An 18,827-nucleotide genomic window follows, 5' to 3' on the forward strand; every position below is an offset into this window, starting at 1 on the left:
TACTCAAATTTAATACATCACATGTTTCTGTCGTGGTTTAAAGTCGAATAAAATAAGGCAAGATTGAGAGCAGTATACCTATAGATGCCAACATTGCTGTATTTTCAATGAAGTAGGGAAAGATCATAAGCACCAAGCCACAGACCAAAGGCACCGTCACTTTTTGTTTTTTGCCATAGATAAAATAGCCCAAACCTATAGAACTAAAAAGAACGCCGAGCAAAAGTTGAGTGGTATTCATATTTATTATGCTTATGTGGAATTAGGCTTATTATAAAGTAGAAGATTAAATTTAGCTTAAATGACCACGATTTTAGGGGTAGATATAAAATCAATAACTGTTGATTAATCCTGAGTTAGATCACTTCAACGCGCTATAACAACGATATTTTTAACATTGAAGCAACATTAGTCTTATTAAAATTTAAAATGGTTAAATTGAAATATAGGAAAGAAAATATGAGTGTCATTTTACCTGTAGCACAGCGTGGAGACGTCATTTTAACTTTGAAGGCTGCTTCTGTTGCAGAATCGGAATTTAACAGTGCATGGTTAAATGAACTAGCCGCAGCCATGCAAGCCACCATGCTTGAACGTAATGGTGTTGGGATTGCAGCTCCGCAAATATATGTATCTAAACGGGTCATTATTGTGGCTTCACGTCCAAACCCTCGCTATCCCGATGCACCTGAAATGGATGCAGTGGTGATGGTTAATCCTGAAATTTTAGAGTTTTCTCAGGCAACGTCCTTGGGTGAAGAAGGCTGTCTAAGCGTGCCAAATGAACGTGGTCAGGTACAGCGTGCGCAAAGTATTAAGGTGCTGTATCACACTTTGACTGGTGAGGTAATGGAAAGCACTTTTGAAGGTTTTCCTGCGCGGATCGTGCAACATGAAGTTGATCATTTGAATGGGGTGTTGTTTGTGGAAAAAATGGATCTTTCATTAATAGAATCCCTCCCAACCTCCTTTTAAAAAAGGGAGGAGTTGTCATGTGAGTAAATATCTACGTGAGACTCTCTTCTTTAGCAAAGTAGGATCGGGGGGATTAATTTCTGGCTTATAATTTAAAAAAATAATAAGAGCTTATAAATTATGCAACCTTATAACAAGAAATTAAAACTTCCATCGCGTGATTTGCGTAACAATATGACCGATGCTGAACAAATGTTATGGCAAAGATTACGCCGTAAGCAAATTTTAGGATTACAGTTTTATCGGCAGAAACCAATTCTAAATTTCATTGTTGATTTTTATTGTCCTTCTGTAAATTTAGTCATTGAGTGCGATGGCAGTCAGCACTATACATACGAAGGTTTGGAGGCAGATCGAGTGCGGGATGAGGCATTGGCTCAGTTGGGGTTGAGAGTGTTAAGGTTTGATAATGGACAGGTGGTGAGGCATTTAAATAATGTAATTGATGAAATAGTAAGTCATTGTGAATAAATAAATTATGAATATAATTTGTATAAAATAAAAGCGTTCTAGGGGGATTCATGTTTACGAAAATTATTAAATTAGAGAATGTAAAACAATGGCAACATACTGGTAGTAAAGGCGGTTCAGAAAATGATTTTGGTAAGTTAAATTTAATTTACGGAAGGAATGGAGCTGGAAAATCGACACTAACAAAAATTCTAGATTTAATTAATAAAAGAGATATAGCAAAGATCAAGAAATTAGCTCCCTTGGAGACGGAAAAAGAACCATTGTTTAATTTTATGATTAAAGGTAACAGTATTACTTTGGCTACCTTAGATCAAGCCCCTGAATTTCATATTTTCAATCAAGATTTTGTAGATGAAAACTTATATTCTTCAAATGGGGTGGAAAGCTCTCAGTTAGTAAACTATTATGATTTTTGTTTAGGAAAAGTATCAGTTGATAAACAAAAACAGATTGATAAGTTAAAAAGTGAAATAACTAATTTAACAAATTCAATGCAACCATTGGAAGCAAAGCTAAAGTCACAATTCAATAAAACAATTGAGCAAATAAAAAGGATTCCTAGAAATGATAATGTGGATACAGAAATTGCTAAATTGAATGAAAAATTGATCGATCAAAAGTCAGTTAATCTGTATCGTCAAAGAAAAAAGCTTTCTCTTTTAAGTTTAGTTAATCCTACATTTGATAAAAGTATTTTTGAGACTAGTTTAGATAAGATTTCAAAAGAAGCCCAAGAAAAAGTAACTCAGCATATAAAAGTACACTTTGCAAAAGATGACGAAGATTGGATTAAAGATGGTTTAGAGCTAGTAACAGATACAAATAATTGCCCGTTTTGTGCTCAAAGTTTAAATGACTCACCAATTTTTAGTTTTTACAGTGAGTTTATAACGGATTCCTATAAACAAGCTTGTGATGATTTTGAATTAAAAAATACTCAAATTTTGAATCAAAAGCTTATGAAATAGGTATACGTCTTGATGATTTAGTTGAAATAATCGCCTCTAATATTGATTTGATTCAAATATGGTCTGATCGGATCGAAAAATTAGATCTGATCATCGAATTAAAGGATTTAAATAATGCATACAAACTTTTCTTTCATGAAGTTAGCGAGTTAATAACGAAGAAAGAAAAAGACATTTTAGCATTTGTTAATTTTAATAAGTTTGATGAACTTTTAAAATCAGTCTATGAAAAAGCTAACTTTACTAATTATAACGATAAAATTTCAGTTTTTAATCAAAGAGTTGATGCGTATTTAATTACTTTATCTAAAGATGAAAGCCAAGTTATTAATCAAAAAATAGCAGAACTTAAATTATCAAAGTTACGCTTTTCAAACGAGGTAATTTTTGACTTAGATTGCTTTAGTCAAGATAAGAAAACTAAAGAAGCTAAAACAAAATCTATGAATGAATTGCGAGATTTAATCCTAGAAGAACAACAGATTCTTATTGAAAAGCATAAAGACGGAATCAATGAATTATTAAAGAAATTTAATTCAATGATTAGGCTTAGTAAGTTCGAGAAAGATAATAAAGGACACAGAGGTGCAAGCCGTATATCTTACGGTATTACATTTTTGGATCAAGAATTATCAATTTTGAATCATAATGAGATAATCTTCGATAGAGTTTTAAGTTCTGGAGATAAATCAACCTTAGCCCTAGCTTTTTTTCTATCTAAGTTTAAGGATGAGAATTTTGAGCCATCAATAATATTCTTTGATGATCCAATGAGTTCATTAGATGAGCATAGAAGAAAGGCTACGATTCAAGAAATTCAGTACTTGGTGGAAAGAGAGTTTCAAGCCTTTGTTTTAAGTCATGATCCATTTTTTCTTTCAGATATAAGCAAATTAAGTGCTATTTCCAAATGGGCGAAGTGTTATGAAGTTGAAACTAAATTAATAGACTTTGATCCTTTAGATCCAAATAGTAATAAAGTCTGTAATAGTAAATTAATTGTGCGCCAAAATTTTGATTCTTATGTTTTACATTCTTATTATCAGGAATATTACAAGCTTTGGGATTTTGTTCATGCTGGAAAAGAGGAACAAAAAACTGAAATAGCAAGATCTTTACGGCCAATTCTTGAAGCATATTTAAGATTTCTATTTCCAAAGACTTTTACTGAGGATCTCTGGTTAGGAAATATGATTACAATGATCAGAGAAGAAAAAAATGTAAAAAGTCCTTTATTTGATAAAAATCAAAGGTTGGCTGAAATTCAGTCAATTAATGAGTTTTCGAAAATTTATCATCATGCTGATGGCTTTGATACTTGTATTCAAGGTATAGATTTTTCGACTTTACATGGTTATGCAAAAGATACCTTGAGGTTTATAACAGGAATTAATTAACAATCCCTCCCAACCTCCCTTTTAAAAAGGGAGGAGTTGTCACGTAATTCGTTGGATACGCGAAAGTCCCCCTTTAGAAAAGGGGGATTTAGGGGGATTCAAAAATTTTGCAATAAAAAAGAGGGGTTAGGGGAGATTAAAAGGCTTCTAAATTAAGAAACCGAATCATCCAAATTCGGTGCTAACCAACGTTTACCTTCATCCAATGTCCAACCTTTACGCTGAACATAATCCTCTAACTGGTCGCCAGAAATTTTGCCCACGTTAAAATATTCCGACTGTGGATTGCTGTAGTAAAAACCACTCACCGATGAAGGCGGCCACATCGCAAAACTTGTGGTTAATTGGGTGCCAATCTTATCGGTAGAACCCAACCAGTCGAACAACACCGCTTTTTCAGAGTGTTCAGGACAAGCAGGGTAACCCGGTGCAGGTCGAATCCCGACATATTTTTCTTTAATCAATTCTTCATTCGACAGTTGTTCAGAAGCCTGATAACCCCAGAACTCTTTACGAATACGCTCATGTAAATGCTCCGCAAACGCTTCGGCAAAACGATCACCTAAAGACTGGGCAAGAATTGCAGAATAGTCATCACCTTTTTCTTTGAATTCATGCGCCATTTCTTCGGCACCAAAAATAGAAACGGTGAAACCACCCAAGTAGTCCTGATTCTGATCAGAACTGCTAATAAAATCGGCCAAGGATAAGTTGGGTTTACCTGTAACTTTGTCCGACTGCTGACGAATATGTTCAAACTGATGAGTTGCCGTTTGATTTTCATCATAAATAGAAACTGTGTCTGCACCCGTGCGTTTAGCCGAAGCAATATTAAAGACAGCACGTGCATCAAAACGCTTATTCTCTACAATATCTTTCAACATCAGTTGGGCTTGTTCATACAAATCTGTTGCCGCTTCACCGACAATTTCATCGGTCAAGATAGCCGGGAACTTGCCAGCCAAACTCCAAGAAATAAAGAATGGTGTCCAGTCAAAATAGGGCACTAAGGTTTCAAGTGGATAATTCTTCAGGACTTGGCTGCCGATAAAATTCGGTTTAGGCGGAACATAGTTGTCCCAATCAATGCTTAAACCATTTTTAATCGACTCTGCATAAGACAATTTCGCAGCTTTAGGCTGTTTGTTGGCAATACGTTCACGGACTTTTTCATATTCAGCGCGATGCTCTGCAACAAAAGCAGGTTTCATTTCTTTCGATAGCAATGTTGTGGCAACACCGACTGCACGTGAAGCATCGGCAACATAAATCACCGCATCATTAGAATATTGCGGATCAATTTTTACCGCAGTATGCGCTTTAGACGTTGTTGCACCACCAATCAACAGCGGGATGTTAAAGCCTTTACGTTGCATCTCTTTGGCAACAAACACCATTTCATCCAACGATGGCGTGATCAAACCCGACAAGCCAATGATGTCACATTTTTCATCAATCGCTGTTTGTAAGATTTTTTCCGCAGGCACCATTACGCCAAGGTCAACAATGTCATAGCCATTACAACCCAGTACAACACCTACAATGTTTTTACCAATGTCATGCACGTCACCTTTTACGGTCGCCATCAGGATTTTACCTTTTGATTGGCTACCTGATTTTTCAGCTTCGATGTAGGGGTTCAACCATGCCACGGCTTGCTTCATCACACGGGCCGATTTCACCACTTGTGGTAAAAACATTTTACCCGAACCAAATAAGTCACCGACCACGTTCATGCCATCCATAAGCGGGCCTTCAATCACATCCAATGGACGTTTAGATTTCAGACGCGCTTCTTCGGTATCTTCATCAATAAATGCAGTAATACCTTTAACCAGCGCATGTTCAAGGCGTTTTTCTACCGGTTGATCACGCCATTCTAAGTTTTCAACTTGTTTTTGCGCAGCACTCTGACCACGGTATTGTTCTGCAACTTCAAGGAGTTTTTCAGTCGCATCTTGACCGCTTTCACCTTGGTTTTGGTTCAGTACAACATCTTCAACGGCATCTTTGAGTTCCTTTGGAATATCATCGTAAATGGCCATTTGGCCTGCATTTACAATGCCCATGGTCATGCCTTGTTTGATGGCATAATACAAGAACACCGAGTGAATCGCCTCACGTACTGGTTCATTGCCACGGAATGAGAACGATACATTGGAAACACCGCCTGAAATCATGGCATGAGGAAGATTTTGTTTAATCCAGCCTGTCGCTTCAATGAAATCAACCGCGTAGTTATTGTGTTCTTCAATACCCGTTGCCACAGCAAACACGTTCGGGTCAAAAATGATGTCTTCAGCAGGGAAGCCCACATCATTCACCAATACATCATACGAGCGTTTACAGATTTCACGCTTACGTGCGGCAGTATCCGCTTGTCCGGCTTCATCAAAGGCCATGACAATAATCGCAGCACCATATTGACGGCATAAACGTGCTTTATGTACAAACTCGTCATAACCTTCTTTTAAGGAAATCGAGTTAACAATCGGCTTGCCTTGTACACATTTTAAACCTGCTTCAATAATTTCCCATTTTGATGAGTCAATCATGATCGGTACTTTGGAAATTTCAGGCTCAGACGCAACTAAATTCAGGAAATGCACCATCGCACCTTGCGAATCGAGCATGCCTTCATCCATGTTAATGTCGATAACTTGTGCGCCTGCAACCACTTGCTGTAGTGCAACATCGAGTGCTTCAGCAAAATTTTCTTCACGAATTAAACGTAAGAATTTTTTTGACCCTGTGACGTTGGTTCGTTCACCGACATTTACAAAGAGTGAATCGTCATAAATATTAAAAGGCTCTAAACCACTTAAACGGCACGCTGGCTTAATTTCAGGGATTTGACGTGGTTTAATATCTTTAACTGCATTGTAAATGGCACGAATATGGTCAGGTGTCGTACCACAGCAGCCGCCGGTAATATTAATCAAACCACTTTCCGCAAATTCTTTTAAAAATGCTGCGGTTTCTTCTGGTGTTTCGTCATAACCACCAAAGGCATTGGGTAAGCCTGCATTCGGATGGGCTGAAACGAAAGTATCTGCAATATCCGCGACAGTTTTCACATGCGGGCGCATGGCATCTGCACCTAGCGCGCAGTTAAAACCAATGGAAAGTAAATCGCCATGGCGTACCGAGTTCCAGAAGGCTTCAGCAGTTTGACCGGTTAAGGTACGACCTGAAGCATCGGTAATGGTGCCTGAAATCATCAGGGGTAATTCACGACCAATTTGATTGAACACTTCTTTCACTGCAAAAATTGCAGCTTTACAGTTCAGTGTATCGAAAACAGTTTCAATCAGAATGATGTCAGAGCCGCCCTCAATTAAGGCATGTGCGGCTTGAATATAGTTATCGACCAATTCATCAAAGGTAATATTACGAAAAGCAGGGTCATTTACATTCGGTGAAATGGAACAGGTACGTGAAGTTGGGCCAAGGACACCGGCTACAAAACGAGGTTTATCAGGCGTTGAATATTTTTTACAAGCGGCTTTGGCAATCCGCGCTGCTTCAAAGTTAATCTCATGAACCAAATCCTCCATGTGGTAATCCGACATGGAAACGCGCGTACCATTGAAACTGTTGGTTTCAATAATGTCCGCACCGGCATCCAGATAGTCTTCGTGAATCCCTTGAATGATCTGCGGTTGCGTCAGCACCAAAAGGTCATTATTGCCTTTGAGGTCAGATGCCCAGTCAGCAAAACGCTCACCCCGATAATCTGCTTCTTCGAGTTTGTGGCGCTGAATCATGGTGCCCATAGCACCATCAATAATCAGGATGCGTTGGGTGAGAAGCTCTTTTAGGGTGGCAAGCGTGGACATAAATAACCCCAATCCGATGGAATACAAAATGGGCATGATTTTAGCAGAATTACACTACAGTTGAGGAATATTCAGCCGACTTAGTGAGACACAGTTTTTAAATAAGGTTATTTGTGCTGAATTTTTCATCGAATTGAAATATGGCTCGGCTATGATCTGAGTCTAGATAAGAAAAAATTGAGTGCTGAACGGAATTAGAAAGATTTTTTATGCAGTTATCCAAATATTTTGAAATATTGAGGCACAAACTATTTTGAGCTTCAACGATTGCAAAATGATGGATTTAAAAGAATTTAGCTCCCTAAAATGCAGCGGGAGTGATTTAAATTAGCTCAATTGTTAAAATTTGGCTTTATATGGCAGCTGTTTGTCATATAATTGTCACAATTAAATTGAACAATAAGGGGATTTTATTATCCCCTTGAACCGTCTGCATGAATTCTAATATTCCTCCCGTCCAAGATCAGGTGCAATCCGTGCCACAGAAATCGACGAATGTGCATGTTGCCACACCGAAGTTTTTTATGCCGGTGTTTTTAACGGTTATTATTTCTACTTTGGTGTACATCGGCTTTCAACTTGCAGCTGATTTGTCACATGTTCCAACTTTAAGCTTATATTCCGTTATTCTTTTAGCCACTGCGCTTTTAATTGCCTTAGGCTTTGAATTTGTTAATGGTTTTCATGACACTGCCAATGCGGTCGCTACAGTCATTTATACCAATGCTTTATCTGCACCTGTTGCTGTGATGTGGGCAGGCTTTTGTAATTTTCTTGGTGTAATGGTTGCAAGTGGTGCTGTTGCTTACGGCATCATTGCTTTATTGCCTGTCGAGTTGATTATGAATGTCAGCTCTGGGGCCGGTTTTGCCATGGTTTTCGCCATGCTAATCGCCGCTATTCTTTGGAACTTAGGGACTTGGTTCTTGGGTATTCCAGCGTCAAGTTCACATACTTTAATCGGTTCGATTTTAGGTGTGGGAATTATGAACTACATCTTGCATGCCGGTAGTGGTGCCAGCGGTGTAGATATGGACCAAGTGATGAAAGTCGGCAAAGCCTTGCTGTTTTCACCTTTAATTGGTTTTGCTTTTGCTGCGGTCGTATTCTTGTTAGTGAAAAAAGTTTTCAAAAAACAAGTCGAACTTTTTCAACCGCCTGAAGGTAATAAGCCACCACCACCTTTAATTCGTGCCATCTTAATTTTTACCTGTACAGGCGTTAGTTTTGCACATGGTTCAAACGATGGTCAAAAAGGTATGGGCTTAATTATGCTCATTCTGATTGGTGTTGTACCGCTCGCGTATTCGTTGAATAAGAACTTAGATACGCAACATATTCAGTCATTTGATCAATTATCAAATCAAACTGCGGCTGTTATGTACGCCAATCACAGCAATATTTCGGATACTCACGCACGTGAAGTGTTGACGTCATACATTCAAACCAAAGAAATGAATAAAGACGTTATTCCTGCTTTGGCAAGCTTAACGGATCATTTGGGTGATCGTGTAGCTAAGTATGGTGATTTAAAAGATATTCCTGAAGCAGATACGTCGATTATTCGCAATGACATGTATTTAAGTAGCACAGCATTTAAGCGTTTAGATAAAAATAAACAGTTACCTGCAATGTCGGAAGCACAAAGCAAAGTGGTTAAAGAGTACCGCTCTAACCTAGACTCATTCTTACAATACATTCCGACTTGGGTGAAAGTTGCAGTTGCACTGGCACTTGGTTTAGGCACAATGGTGGGCTGGAAGCGTATTGTAGTGACAGTGGGTGAGCGTATTGGTAAAAACCATATGACTTATGGTCAGGGCATGTCGGCTGAACTTGTGGCAATGACCACCATTGCAGCGGCAGATGGTTTTGGTATGCCAGTTTCAACCACACACGTTTTGAACAGTGCGGTTGCAGGTACAATGGTTGCCAATAAATCAGGCTTAAACTTCGCAACGGTGAAAACCATTCTTTCTGCATGGGTATTCACTTTACCAGCCACGATTTGTTTATCTGGTGGTTTGTATTGGTTGTTCTTACAGTTTGTTTAAACAAGCTATGTGAAATAAAAAACGCTGCAATTGCAGCGTTTTTTATTGGTTTTTTGATGTGCTCTGACTTTTACAGACGCTGAGAAGAGAGTAGATAAACTGCCTATGCTGAATAGTCATCTTGTATTAAAGCCAAAACAGAGTTTTAGCTTTAATTGGCTAAAGATAAAAATTACTTCTTAAACAATCCGTATATTTTCTTCATCGGTAATTTATCATTGGCAAAGCCATAGATTGCTGCAAAAGGCAGAGCGGTACGTGCTAAATAAGCCACACGCCATAAACCACCATGGTTTGCACCTTTCATCATTAATTCTAAAGGATGAGCCAATGGTGTTTCTGGATTTGCAACAGAGTCAGGATTGCGTAAGTCATGAATCCATAATGCCGCCATAAGCGCATTGGTGGTTTCTGGACTAAATGATTCCACATCAAATAGACTGGCACCATTAAATGCGGCTTTTAATAACGGATTTTTAGTCACTGAATGGGTTGTGGTTGAAGGTGCAATATTGATACTGACACGTTGCCCAGAATGACGAGCCAAAGTTGCACGCCACTGTTGAATGCGTTTTGCCAAAGCATAGTTGGGACCTTGTTCCACCACCAAACAATCTGCAATACCATATTCCTTGCCATTATCCGAAGAAATTAAGGTTTGTAGATTTTCTTTGAAAAAATGCTGACCTGAAACAGTGGAAATACTTTTGCTAATAATTTGCTGGGTTTTAGAACGTTGTTGGAATTTCTCGTGTGAAGCCTCTACCACTTCTTTAGGAACGGCATAAACATCGGTTGGAGTACACATAAACATTAAACTGGTGTCAGCTTTTCGCTCACTCACGTATTGCATAATACTGTCCATTGCCATAGAGACACGAACATGTTTTTCACCGTCTAAATAAGCAATTGCAGCGAGATCAAGCTGATGTTCACTTTGGGTTAGCCAGTGTGCAATTTCTGGCGTTTGAGTCAGTAAATCGGCTCCTAATTTTTTTTTCAGCGTGGCAGTTGGGGTATTCTCGGCTAATTTTTCTGCGCAGGGTGCATATAGCGTCGCATTACCTTGTTGAATCGTCTTTAAAATTCTGTCCCAAACACGGCTATTGGGTAAATCGACAGCCACGATATTGGCTTTCCATTTAGATAACCAGGTGAGGGGGCCTGCTTCAGAGCCTGCACCAAATAAAACCATGGTGCGGTCAGAAAGATTGAACCATTCAGGATGAGCCTGTGCTGCACGTAAAGCATCGGCATGGCTGAGTTCAATAATTCCTGTATCTTGCCATGTTTGAATTTGATCCAGTAAAGCCTGACCTTGCAATTTTTGTCCTTTATAAGGCACATACCATTCAGGTGCAGCATCACTTTCACCTCTAAGCTGAACGGTATGCAAATCTGCTGTATCGACATCATTCATGATGTCTTTGAGTAAATAGCGTTGACCATTGCGATAAAAATCAAAGCTATGATGGGCCTTGTGTAAGCCTTGTTTTGCGATAGTAATCGGATTGTTGGTGCTACGAATACCATGTTCAACCAAAGCCTTAAAATAGATAGGATAATTTTTACGCCAATTTTTTTCTGTGAGTGCATCCATTGATGATTTATTGTCAACAATAGAAAGGGCTTCAGCAATAATTTCTTTACCTGTCTGAGACGTGCTGGCTTTATTGCTGGCAGAATTGATCGGGAATTGAAGACCATCTAATGAAGTAGACATGCAAAATATCTCGTTTTTTTGATTGTTAATATACAGATGTCTACATTATCTATGCCAAATTGATTTATGGGTTAGCATTTAATGACAAAATTGTGTAAATCTTTTTTAAAAGGATTTTTTTTACAATGATTTTAGCGTATTGAGAAAGAAGGGCAGCAGCGCTTTAAGTTTCAAATCCGCCATCTTCAAAGTCGATGTATTTGGCAAGACTTTCAGCGCTTTTTTAAGCATGCTGTGATTAAATTCAATGACATAATCAAAATTTTATTCTTATCCTAAAAAGGACGCTGAATTTCAACGTCCTTGAATGTTGATAAATGAAGCATAAATTTTAGAAAGGAAGTTGCATCAACTTATTTAAAAAGTGCGGAATAACACGTGGTTCTATAATGATCGTCATGATCACACCGTAAGCTGCGCCCCATAAATGGGCACTATGGTTGATGTTCGAATTGCCACGTTTCCCAGACCAAATACTATAGCCGATATATAAAATGGCAAAAATAATTGCAGGCACTGGAATAAAGAACACAAAAATCAGTTTCCACGGCTCAAATAAAATATAAGCAAACAAGACTGCTGAAACTGCACCAGAAGCGCCTAAGCTGGCCCAGCGATGGTCATTTTTATGTTTTAAATAACTTGGAATAATCGCGACAATTAAACCGCCTAAATAGAACAAAACAAAGCCAAGATCAAAAAAATACTGTCGATAAAAACTTTCAATTACACTGCCAAAAAAGAACAGCGTAATCATATTGAAGATCAGATGCGCGCCATCAGCATGTACAAAACCATGGGTGACAAAGCGATCATATTGTCCACGTTGCATTGCAGGCGGCCAAAAAATAAGACGGCTCATGACCTTCTGATTTGAAAATGCAATTAATGAAACAACCACTGTAATGAGGATCAAGCTAACAGTATGGTTAAAAGGTAAATCTAGCATAAAGTGAAGGTTCAGCTTTTAGATATTTGCTTTAATAATGCCATTAAATGAAGGGTTAAGATGAACTTTTATAATAATTCCGACAATTTTAGTTGATTTTTTTTTATTACCCCGCATCTTCAGTTAAAATAGCCACTTCAGCTTGAGGAAATATTATTATGTCGACTGAGAACATCAGCGCTGCAGTTGCAGAAGAAATTCCAAATTTATTGATTACGCCAACAGCACAAGAGTATTTGTTTGATTTACTTGAAAAACAAAATACACCAGGTATTGCTGTACGTGTTTTTGTGGAAAATCCTGGTACGCCACGTGCTGAATGTTGTATGGCATATAGTGCGCCTGAAGAAATTATTCCTACAGACTATAAGCAAGATTATCCAAATTTTGCGGCTTATATTGATGCGCCATCTATCCCGTATTTGTTAGATGCTGTGATTGATTACAATAAAGATCGTTTTGGTGGGCAATTGACGTTCCGTGCGCCGAATTCAAAAGTGCCACGTGTAGGTGCGGATGCCTCAATTGAAGAGCGTATTAGCTATGTATTACAAGCCGAAATTAATCCCGGTCTTGCTGGACATGGCGGTAACTGTGCTTTAGTTGAAATAATTGAAGACGAAGAACATGGTTTAACGGCTGTATTGAAGTTTGGTGGTGGTTGTCAAGGCTGTTCAGCAATTGATGTCACACTAAAACAAGGTGTTGAAACGACATTGAAACAGCATATTCCTGAATTATCTCGTGTAGTTGACCAAACGGATCATACTCAGGCAGAGGGTGCTTATTTTAAATAATTTTTGAAATAAGTTTAGGAAAACCTCCAATTATGGATAATGCTGATCAGCTAAGGAGTTTTGTAATAAACTCCTTAGCTTTTTAGTTCTTCACAACGGAGTCTTATATTTTTTAGATCAAATACTTAGAGCTCATCTATTACTTTGGATAAGCCCAAAGTAATCAAAGGCATTTGTCATCCGCAAAACTCGCCAAATACTTTTTATTGATTAATAAATCGCAGAAACTGTACTTTTCTAAAGTAGTCTTGCCTCGAACAGTTGCGGATGACGTTTCCGCGTATCGAATAACATCATGAATTTAAAATAAAAAATCCAGTCAATTTCTTAACTGAATGGCATTACTAATTATGGCATTTTTTATGCAGAAAATAAGCATAATTTTTTGAGCAGAACTCAGTTTTAGATTGTGCAGAGAACATATCGGTCAAACTTAAATTGATGATGAAAATCGCTAATCTTGTTTAAAACCTAGCCATAAACACAAAACTTAATGATAATAATTATCAATATTGATTGCAATGTGATTACTTTTTGTTACACTGTGCAACGAAAATTGCAATACTTATCCACTATTTGCCACTTGGGGACCTTGAATGACCAAGCGTATTATTCGATCTGCATTATCTCTCTCAATTTTGTCTACTATCGCTTCATTTACCTATGCAAATGAAGAAAAAATATCGCCTGTTTCTGAGCCCGTTAAATTAGAAACTATTGTGGTATCCGCTAGTGGTTTTGAGCAGGATGTGAAACAGGCAGCAGCATCCATTTCAGTATTGACTCAAGAACAAATTAATAAAAAAGCATACCGTGATGTTACAGATGCTTTAAAGGATGTCCCAGGGGTTGTGGTGACAGGTGGCGGTAGTTCAAGTGATATTAGTCTACGCGGTATGGGAAGCGCCTATACCGTGATTATGGTAGACGGTAAAAAGGTCAATACTCGCTCTGTGCGTCCAAACAGTGATAACTCTGGTATTGAACAAGGTTGGTTACCCGGAATTGAATCGATTGAACGCATTGAAGTGATTCGCGGTCCAATGTCTGGACTATATGGTTCAGATGCGATGGGCGGCGTGATTAATATCATCACTAAAAAAATAGCTTCAACTTGGTCGGGTTCTATAAAACTGGACACTACCATTCAGGAAAATAGTGATTCAGGCAATATCTATCAAGCAAATGCCTATATTTCTGGTCCGTTGATTGAAAATCTATTAGGTTTAAAAGCCAATGGACTTTTTTCACAGCGTCAGGAAGATGAGATTACAGGTGGTTATAAAAAACAGAAAATGCGTGCAGGTGGAGCAACATTGAGCCTGACGCCTAATGACCAGCATACTATTGATCTAGAATATCAGCGTTCTATTCAAAACCGTGATGGAACGGTTGGAAAAACGATTGCAAATGTGCCCAATAAAAATGGTGTTTATCCAACCAACTCATTTACTGATTATTATCGAACAGAATACAGTTTAACCCACCGCGGTGAAGTGGGTGCAGTCAAAACCCATTCCTATATTCAACGAGAGGAAAATGAAAATCCTTCTCGAAACATGGAAGCAACGAATACCACTTTCAATACGATTAATCAGATTAAATTGGGTCGGCATGATTTAAGTTTTGGTGGTATGTACTTAAAAGAAGAGTTAGAGGATCAGGGCAATCAGCTCAAAGTCAATGGTAAGATTTTATCTAACTTAGACCGTTATAGCTGGGCATTGTTTGCAGAAGATAACTGGCAACTGCTAGATTCATTTATCCTCACTAGTTCTTTGCGTTTGGATAAAGATGAAAAATTTGGTGATCACTTGAGTCCAAAAGTCTATGGTGTATGGACTTTGGATGATGAGTGGATTATTAAAGGTGGTGTATCGACTGGTTATAAAACACCTGCTTTAAGAGCGACCGTTGCTGAATGGGGGCAGATCACTGGTGGTGGACAAAGTAATGGTGTTATTGTTGGGAATCCTGATTTAAAACCAGAAAAAAGTATTAACTATGAAGTGTCTTTCAACTGGGATAACAATGATAATTTAAATGCAGGCTTAACTTTATTTAACAGTGAATTCAAAGATAAAATCACTGAAATTCGTAACTGTGATAAACCTTCAGGTTCTGGTGCATGTCCATGGTTAGGCGAAAACTTTGACTTCGTTAGCTTAAGAGAAAATGTAGATAAGGCCAATATGCGCGGTGCTGAGGTGACTTTGGGTTGGCAGTTGCTTGCCAATGTAAATTTAAATACTAATTATACTTTTACGGATACTGAACAAAAAAGTGGGATCAATAAAGGTAAACCATTAAATGAAATGCCAAAACACATGTTTAATACTACAGTGGATTGGGAGTTGAATGATCAGTTTGATGTATGGAGTCGTTTAAACTATCGTAGTAAAACTTCCGACTACTTAAGTCGTACCACGATGGCTAAAGGAAAGCCAGCTTATACGATGGTGGATGTTGGTGTAAATTATAAGCCTGTACAAAATATTCAAGTTATGGCAGGAGTTTATAATCTGCTAGATAAAGAAATTGACACTGAAACATATGATTATGTCTTAGATGGACGTCGTTATAATCTTGGGCTGATCTATACATTTTAATCTACGAATTATAAAAAAAGCCGCATTAGCGGCTTTTTTTATGCCTGAATATTTAAAATTTTCTGCGCTGTTTCAGCATAATAAAATTTCTCTAAATACGCTCTGGCACGCTCACGTAAATATTCAGAGGAAACTAAATTTTGCATTACAGGTGCCAATAAATGCTGTAATTCCTGTTGAATAAGCGCTTCATCAATATTTAAATCACGCAGCAATAGGTCAAAACTACGTTCTTGATTACGGACATACCAAGCATAAACACCATCATGAACTTGTTGTTTTAAATATTCTGTTTGGCGGATATGATCCCAAATTTCATGCCCTAAACTGACAGTATTGGGAAGGTCTTGAATTTCAATATAGTTCTTCAAGACGGTTAAAGGCATATCTTTAATTTTATGCCAAAGATTGGCCTGAAAATGATACAGCTTGTCATCATCAAAATGTTGATTGAGAACATGCTCACTCATTTGGCTCAGTTTCAAAATATTTTTTTGTAAATAATGTCCGATGGTGTCATTTAAGTTGGAATCTGTGACCGTTTCTAAAACAGATTTGCCCATTTTCATAAAACTGGACATACCCGGCATGCGTTTAGCCATGACAGAATTATCTAAATAATCTTGAATAGAGTGCTGAATTAATTGGGTAATCATGGCTGAAAAGGCAGGGCTATTCACCACAGTTTTAATTAAACGCTGACGATGAGCACTTTTACTTGCCACATATTGGGCAATTTTATCGACAGTAATTACAGGGATTACATCTGCAATTAGCGTGTTTTCATTGGCAGGATGAATTAAAGCAAAACGAAGATGTTCAGCAATTTGCTCAATCAGAACAGGGCTCGCAGGTGTGGCTAAAATTTGCTTTTGTAATAGGGCATTGATGTGTTCAAATGACCAAATATCCTGCAAAGTTTGCTTTCTAAACCAATGATAAAAATTTAGAAATTCGCTTTGAATGGTGGCAGCATGCGAAAACTCTTGCGCTAAAAAGTCAAGATGAGCATCTATTAATTGCTCAATCATCGGTTGTTTCTGCATACTGTTTCTGCAAGCTAATTTAAAGGGATGAGTTTATCAGCAAGTGGGTTCTTTAGCTTTTGGGTTTTTGCTAGAAAAGGTAAATAGTGTAAAGCCACTTGTTGTTCTGCTTCTAAAATCGGCATATGCCCGACATTGTTTAAAATCACAGGCGTTTCTGCACGCTTCAATAATGACTGTAATTCACTTGCTGCTTCAACATTAATAATTTTATCTTGCTTGCCCCAAAGAATCAGTGTCGGGGCTTCAATGGTGCGTGTCAGACGGGCAAATGATTCCGGGGTGTAAATACGATTCAGTGTCACGATTTGATCAATCATTTTACGGGTTTGTGAGGATTGTGAAATCAGCATTTTTTCTTGTGCTTTTTTAAAGTAAAGCGGTAATTCGGGTGGTGTTTGCATGACTTGGCTGAGCACATCTTCTAAATCACCCGGTTTAGAAACAATCAAATTTTTTAAAAAATAGGGATCTTTGGTGTAGGCTGTATTGGCTTGTTTATAAATGCCTGCACTGTTGAGTAAAAATAAACTTTGCGTATCGAAGGGATACTGTGAGGCATAGACGGTTGCAATCGATCCGCCCAATGAATGTCCTGCAATATTTAGTTTAGTTTCGACGTTAATTGCTTCAACAAAGCGACGTAAGCGTTCTGTCACATTCGGCACAGAGAGATCAAAATTGTCTGCAACTTTGGTTTCGCCATTGCTTGGCAGGTCTGGAATAATCACATGGTAATAAGGCGTTAAAAAATGTGCCACACCATTCCAATTGTCACGATTTCCTGCCAAGCCATGAATGAGTAATACAGCAGGTTTATTGCTGGAACCGCCTTCGCTATAGCTCCAAGTAATATCATCAATTTTTATACTTTTACTGTGTAAGCCTGCTGCATTACGTTCTTTGGCGAAATAACTCTGTAAAGAAAGCGGTACATCGCTCACTGTATTGCTTGCTGCATATGAAAAATGAGGCACACTGACTGCAAGTGCTAAACACATCGCGGTTAAGATGCGAGATAAAATCGAGTGTGGCGCTATCATTGATCATTATCCTTAATGTGTTCATGACGATAATATTTATAGAGGACATGATAAAAATAATCTAAATTTAGACTGCATTTTATTTTTCTAGAAATGTCTATAGCTTATTGTAAGTATTATTAAGAAAATGTCACTGTATTGTTTGTTGAATTAGGTAGCTCGAAAGCTGAGAAATGTGAACTAGATTCATTTTTCATGTGAAATAAAAGATCTGATAAGGTCCTTATAAACTAAACAGTCATTCTTTTTGCAAGTGACTTTCATTTTTACAGAGATTAAAATGCTGTAACTTCAAAACATTCTGGTGGGAAAGAAATGCTAACAGCTCAAGAAGCTTTAGAACGTCTTAAAATTGGTAACCAACGTTTTGTATCTGGCGAAACGACCCATCATAAACAACTGAGCCATCAGGACCGTGCAGAAATGGCGGAAGACCAAAACCCGTTTGCTATCGTTTTAGGCTGCTCTGACTCGCGTGTTCCTGCTGAAATGGTCTTTGATCAGGGACTGGGCGATTTATTTGTGATTCGTGTCGCAGGCAATGTGGTTGCACCTTCTCAGGTTGGTAGTGTTGAATTTGCTGCTGAACGTTATGATTGCGCAGTGGTCGTCGTTTTAGGTCACAGTCATTGTGGAGCTATTCAAGCCACGATTGATACATTGATGAATCCTGCCAGTCCACCATCACAAAACTTAATGTCAATTGTAAATCGCGTGCGCCCATCGGTTGAAACGTTGTTGCAGACAGAATTGAAGGATGATTTGGCTAAACTATGCAAACATGCGGTACGCTCAAATGTTTTTGCATCGGTGAATCAGTTGCGTCATGGTTCTGCTGTACTGGAAAACCTGATTGCTAAAGGTAAGTTAAAAGTGGTTGGGGCAGAATATTCTTTAGAAACAGGTGAAGTTTTGTTCTTTGATTTTTAAAATCAAATAAATTTCAATGATTC

The 18,827-nt window shown here is 38.1% G+C and carries 14 protein-coding genes; 8 read left to right on the forward strand and 6 right to left on the reverse strand.

From position 1 onward, the window contains the following. Positions 1-37: 37 nt before the first annotated feature. The gene (locus tag F994_RS01255; RefSeq protein ID WP_034696433.1) at positions 38-241 is read right to left on the reverse strand and encodes a hypothetical protein; all 204 of its coding nucleotides are present in this window, start codon (positions 239-241) and stop codon (positions 38-40) included. 218 nt (positions 242-459) lie between these two features. Between F994_RS01255 and def the strand changes: the two genes are divergently transcribed. The 4 genes from def (at position 460) to F994_RS16935 (ending at position 3,814) form a co-directional block, all read left to right on the forward strand. Further along, complete coding sequence (gene def / locus F994_RS01260) at positions 460-975, forward strand: peptide deformylase (protein WP_004648186.1); 516 nt, start codon at positions 460-462, stop codon at positions 973-975. Between the two features lie 120 nt (positions 976-1,095). Next, the gene (locus F994_RS01265) at positions 1,096-1,446 is read left to right on the forward strand and encodes an endonuclease domain-containing protein (protein WP_004648188.1); all 351 of its coding nucleotides are present in this window, start codon (positions 1,096-1,098) and stop codon (positions 1,444-1,446) included. A gap of 50 nt (positions 1,447-1,496) precedes the next feature. Further along, positions 1,497-2,417 (forward strand): AAA family ATPase, encoded by a 921-nt coding sequence (locus tag F994_RS16930; protein ID WP_004648189.1) that lies wholly within the window; start codon positions 1,497-1,499, stop codon positions 2,415-2,417. A 47-nt stretch (positions 2,418-2,464) separates the two neighbouring features. Then, on the forward strand, positions 2,465-3,814 hold the full coding sequence (locus tag F994_RS16935) for an AAA family ATPase (protein ID WP_004648190.1): 1,350 nt from the start codon (positions 2,465-2,467) through the stop codon (positions 3,812-3,814). A 152-nt stretch (positions 3,815-3,966) separates the two neighbouring features. Here F994_RS16935 and metH read toward each other — a convergent pair whose 3' ends face one another. Continuing rightward, positions 3,967-7,653, reverse strand: coding sequence for a methionine synthase (gene metH, locus F994_RS01275; RefSeq protein WP_004648191.1), 3,687 nt, complete (start codon positions 7,651-7,653; stop codon positions 3,967-3,969). 434 nt (positions 7,654-8,087) lie between these two features. On the opposite strand from metH, the gene F994_RS01280 reads away from it, so the two are divergent. Continuing rightward, positions 8,088-9,707 carry an inorganic phosphate transporter gene (locus F994_RS01280; RefSeq protein WP_004648193.1) on the forward strand — a complete coding sequence of 540 codons (1,620 nt, stop codon included), beginning with the start codon at positions 8,088-8,090 and terminating at the stop codon, positions 9,705-9,707. Between the two features lie 172 nt (positions 9,708-9,879). Here the strand turns inward: F994_RS01280 and F994_RS01285 are convergent, their stop codons facing one another. Next, positions 9,880-11,430 (reverse strand): hypothetical protein, encoded by a 1,551-nt coding sequence (locus F994_RS01285; RefSeq protein ID WP_004648194.1) that lies wholly within the window; start codon positions 11,428-11,430, stop codon positions 9,880-9,882. A 331-nt stretch (positions 11,431-11,761) separates the two neighbouring features. Next, positions 11,762-12,379 carry a rhomboid family intramembrane serine protease gene (locus F994_RS01290; RefSeq protein WP_004648195.1) on the reverse strand — a complete coding sequence of 206 codons (618 nt, stop codon included), beginning with the start codon at positions 12,377-12,379 and terminating at the stop codon, positions 11,762-11,764. Positions 12,380-12,537: 158 nt separating this feature from the next. On the opposite strand from F994_RS01290, the gene nfuA reads away from it, so the two are divergent. Together nfuA and F994_RS01300 are read left to right on the forward strand one after the other, a co-directional pair. Beyond that, a complete protein-coding gene (gene nfuA, locus F994_RS01295; RefSeq protein WP_004648196.1) occupies positions 12,538-13,176 on the forward strand; it encodes a Fe-S biogenesis protein NfuA in 639 nt (212 codons plus the stop codon). 596 nt (positions 13,177-13,772) lie between these two features. Further along, the gene (locus tag F994_RS01300; RefSeq protein WP_004648197.1) at positions 13,773-15,785 is read left to right on the forward strand and encodes a ligand-gated channel protein; all 2,013 of its coding nucleotides are present in this window, start codon (positions 13,773-13,775) and stop codon (positions 15,783-15,785) included. Positions 15,786-15,823: 38 nt separating this feature from the next. Here F994_RS01300 and F994_RS01305 read toward each other — a convergent pair whose 3' ends face one another. Beyond that, a complete protein-coding gene (locus F994_RS01305) occupies positions 15,824-16,831 on the reverse strand; it encodes a hypothetical protein (RefSeq protein ID WP_004648199.1) in 1,008 nt (335 codons plus the stop codon). A 14-nt stretch (positions 16,832-16,845) separates the two neighbouring features. Beyond that, positions 16,846-17,874, reverse strand: a complete 1,029-nt coding sequence (locus F994_RS01310) for an alpha/beta fold hydrolase (RefSeq protein WP_004648200.1) — start codon at positions 17,872-17,874, stop codon at positions 16,846-16,848. 315 nt (positions 17,875-18,189) lie between these two features. Between F994_RS01310 and F994_RS01315 the strand changes: the two genes are divergently transcribed. Beyond that, positions 18,190-18,804 (forward strand): carbonic anhydrase, encoded by a 615-nt coding sequence (locus F994_RS01315; protein ID WP_004648201.1) that lies wholly within the window; start codon positions 18,190-18,192, stop codon positions 18,802-18,804. Positions 18,805-18,827 lie beyond the last annotated feature (23 nt).

This window comes from Acinetobacter bohemicus ANC 3994, from assembly GCF_000367925.1.
Lineage (GTDB): Bacteria > Pseudomonadota > Gammaproteobacteria > Pseudomonadales > Moraxellaceae > Acinetobacter > Acinetobacter bohemicus.

What these genes read in the sequence shown, in the direction of transcription:
- F994_RS01255 (WP_034696433.1), bottom strand. Translation starts at nt 241, where the DNA reads ATGAATACCACTCAACTTTTGCTCGGCGTTCTTTTTAGTTCTATAGGT.
- def (WP_004648186.1), top strand. Translation starts at nt 460, where the DNA reads ATGAGTGTCATTTTACCTGTAGCACAGCGTGGAGACGTCATTTTAACT.
- F994_RS01265 (WP_004648188.1), top strand. Translation starts at nt 1,096, where the DNA reads ATGCAACCTTATAACAAGAAATTAAAACTTCCATCGCGTGATTTGCGT.
- F994_RS16930 (WP_004648189.1), top strand. Translation starts at nt 1,497, where the DNA reads ATGTTTACGAAAATTATTAAATTAGAGAATGTAAAACAATGGCAACAT.
- metH (WP_004648191.1), bottom strand. Translation starts at nt 7,653, where the DNA reads ATGTCCACGCTTGCCACCCTAAAAGAGCTTCTCACCCAACGCATCCTG.
- F994_RS01280 (WP_004648193.1), top strand. Translation starts at nt 8,088, where the DNA reads ATGAATTCTAATATTCCTCCCGTCCAAGATCAGGTGCAATCCGTGCCA.
- F994_RS01285 (WP_004648194.1), bottom strand. Translation starts at nt 11,430, where the DNA reads ATGTCTACTTCATTAGATGGTCTTCAATTCCCGATCAATTCTGCCAGC.
- F994_RS01290 (WP_004648195.1), bottom strand. Translation starts at nt 12,379, where the DNA reads ATGCTAGATTTACCTTTTAACCATACTGTTAGCTTGATCCTCATTACA.
- nfuA (WP_004648196.1), top strand. Translation starts at nt 12,538, where the DNA reads ATGTCGACTGAGAACATCAGCGCTGCAGTTGCAGAAGAAATTCCAAAT.
- F994_RS01300 (WP_004648197.1), top strand. Translation starts at nt 13,773, where the DNA reads ATGACCAAGCGTATTATTCGATCTGCATTATCTCTCTCAATTTTGTCT.
- F994_RS01305 (WP_004648199.1), bottom strand. Translation starts at nt 16,831, where the DNA reads ATGCAGAAACAACCGATGATTGAGCAATTAATAGATGCTCATCTTGAC.
- F994_RS01310 (WP_004648200.1), bottom strand. Translation starts at nt 17,874, where the DNA reads ATGATAGCGCCACACTCGATTTTATCTCGCATCTTAACCGCGATGTGT.
- F994_RS01315 (WP_004648201.1), top strand. Translation starts at nt 18,190, where the DNA reads ATGCTAACAGCTCAAGAAGCTTTAGAACGTCTTAAAATTGGTAACCAA.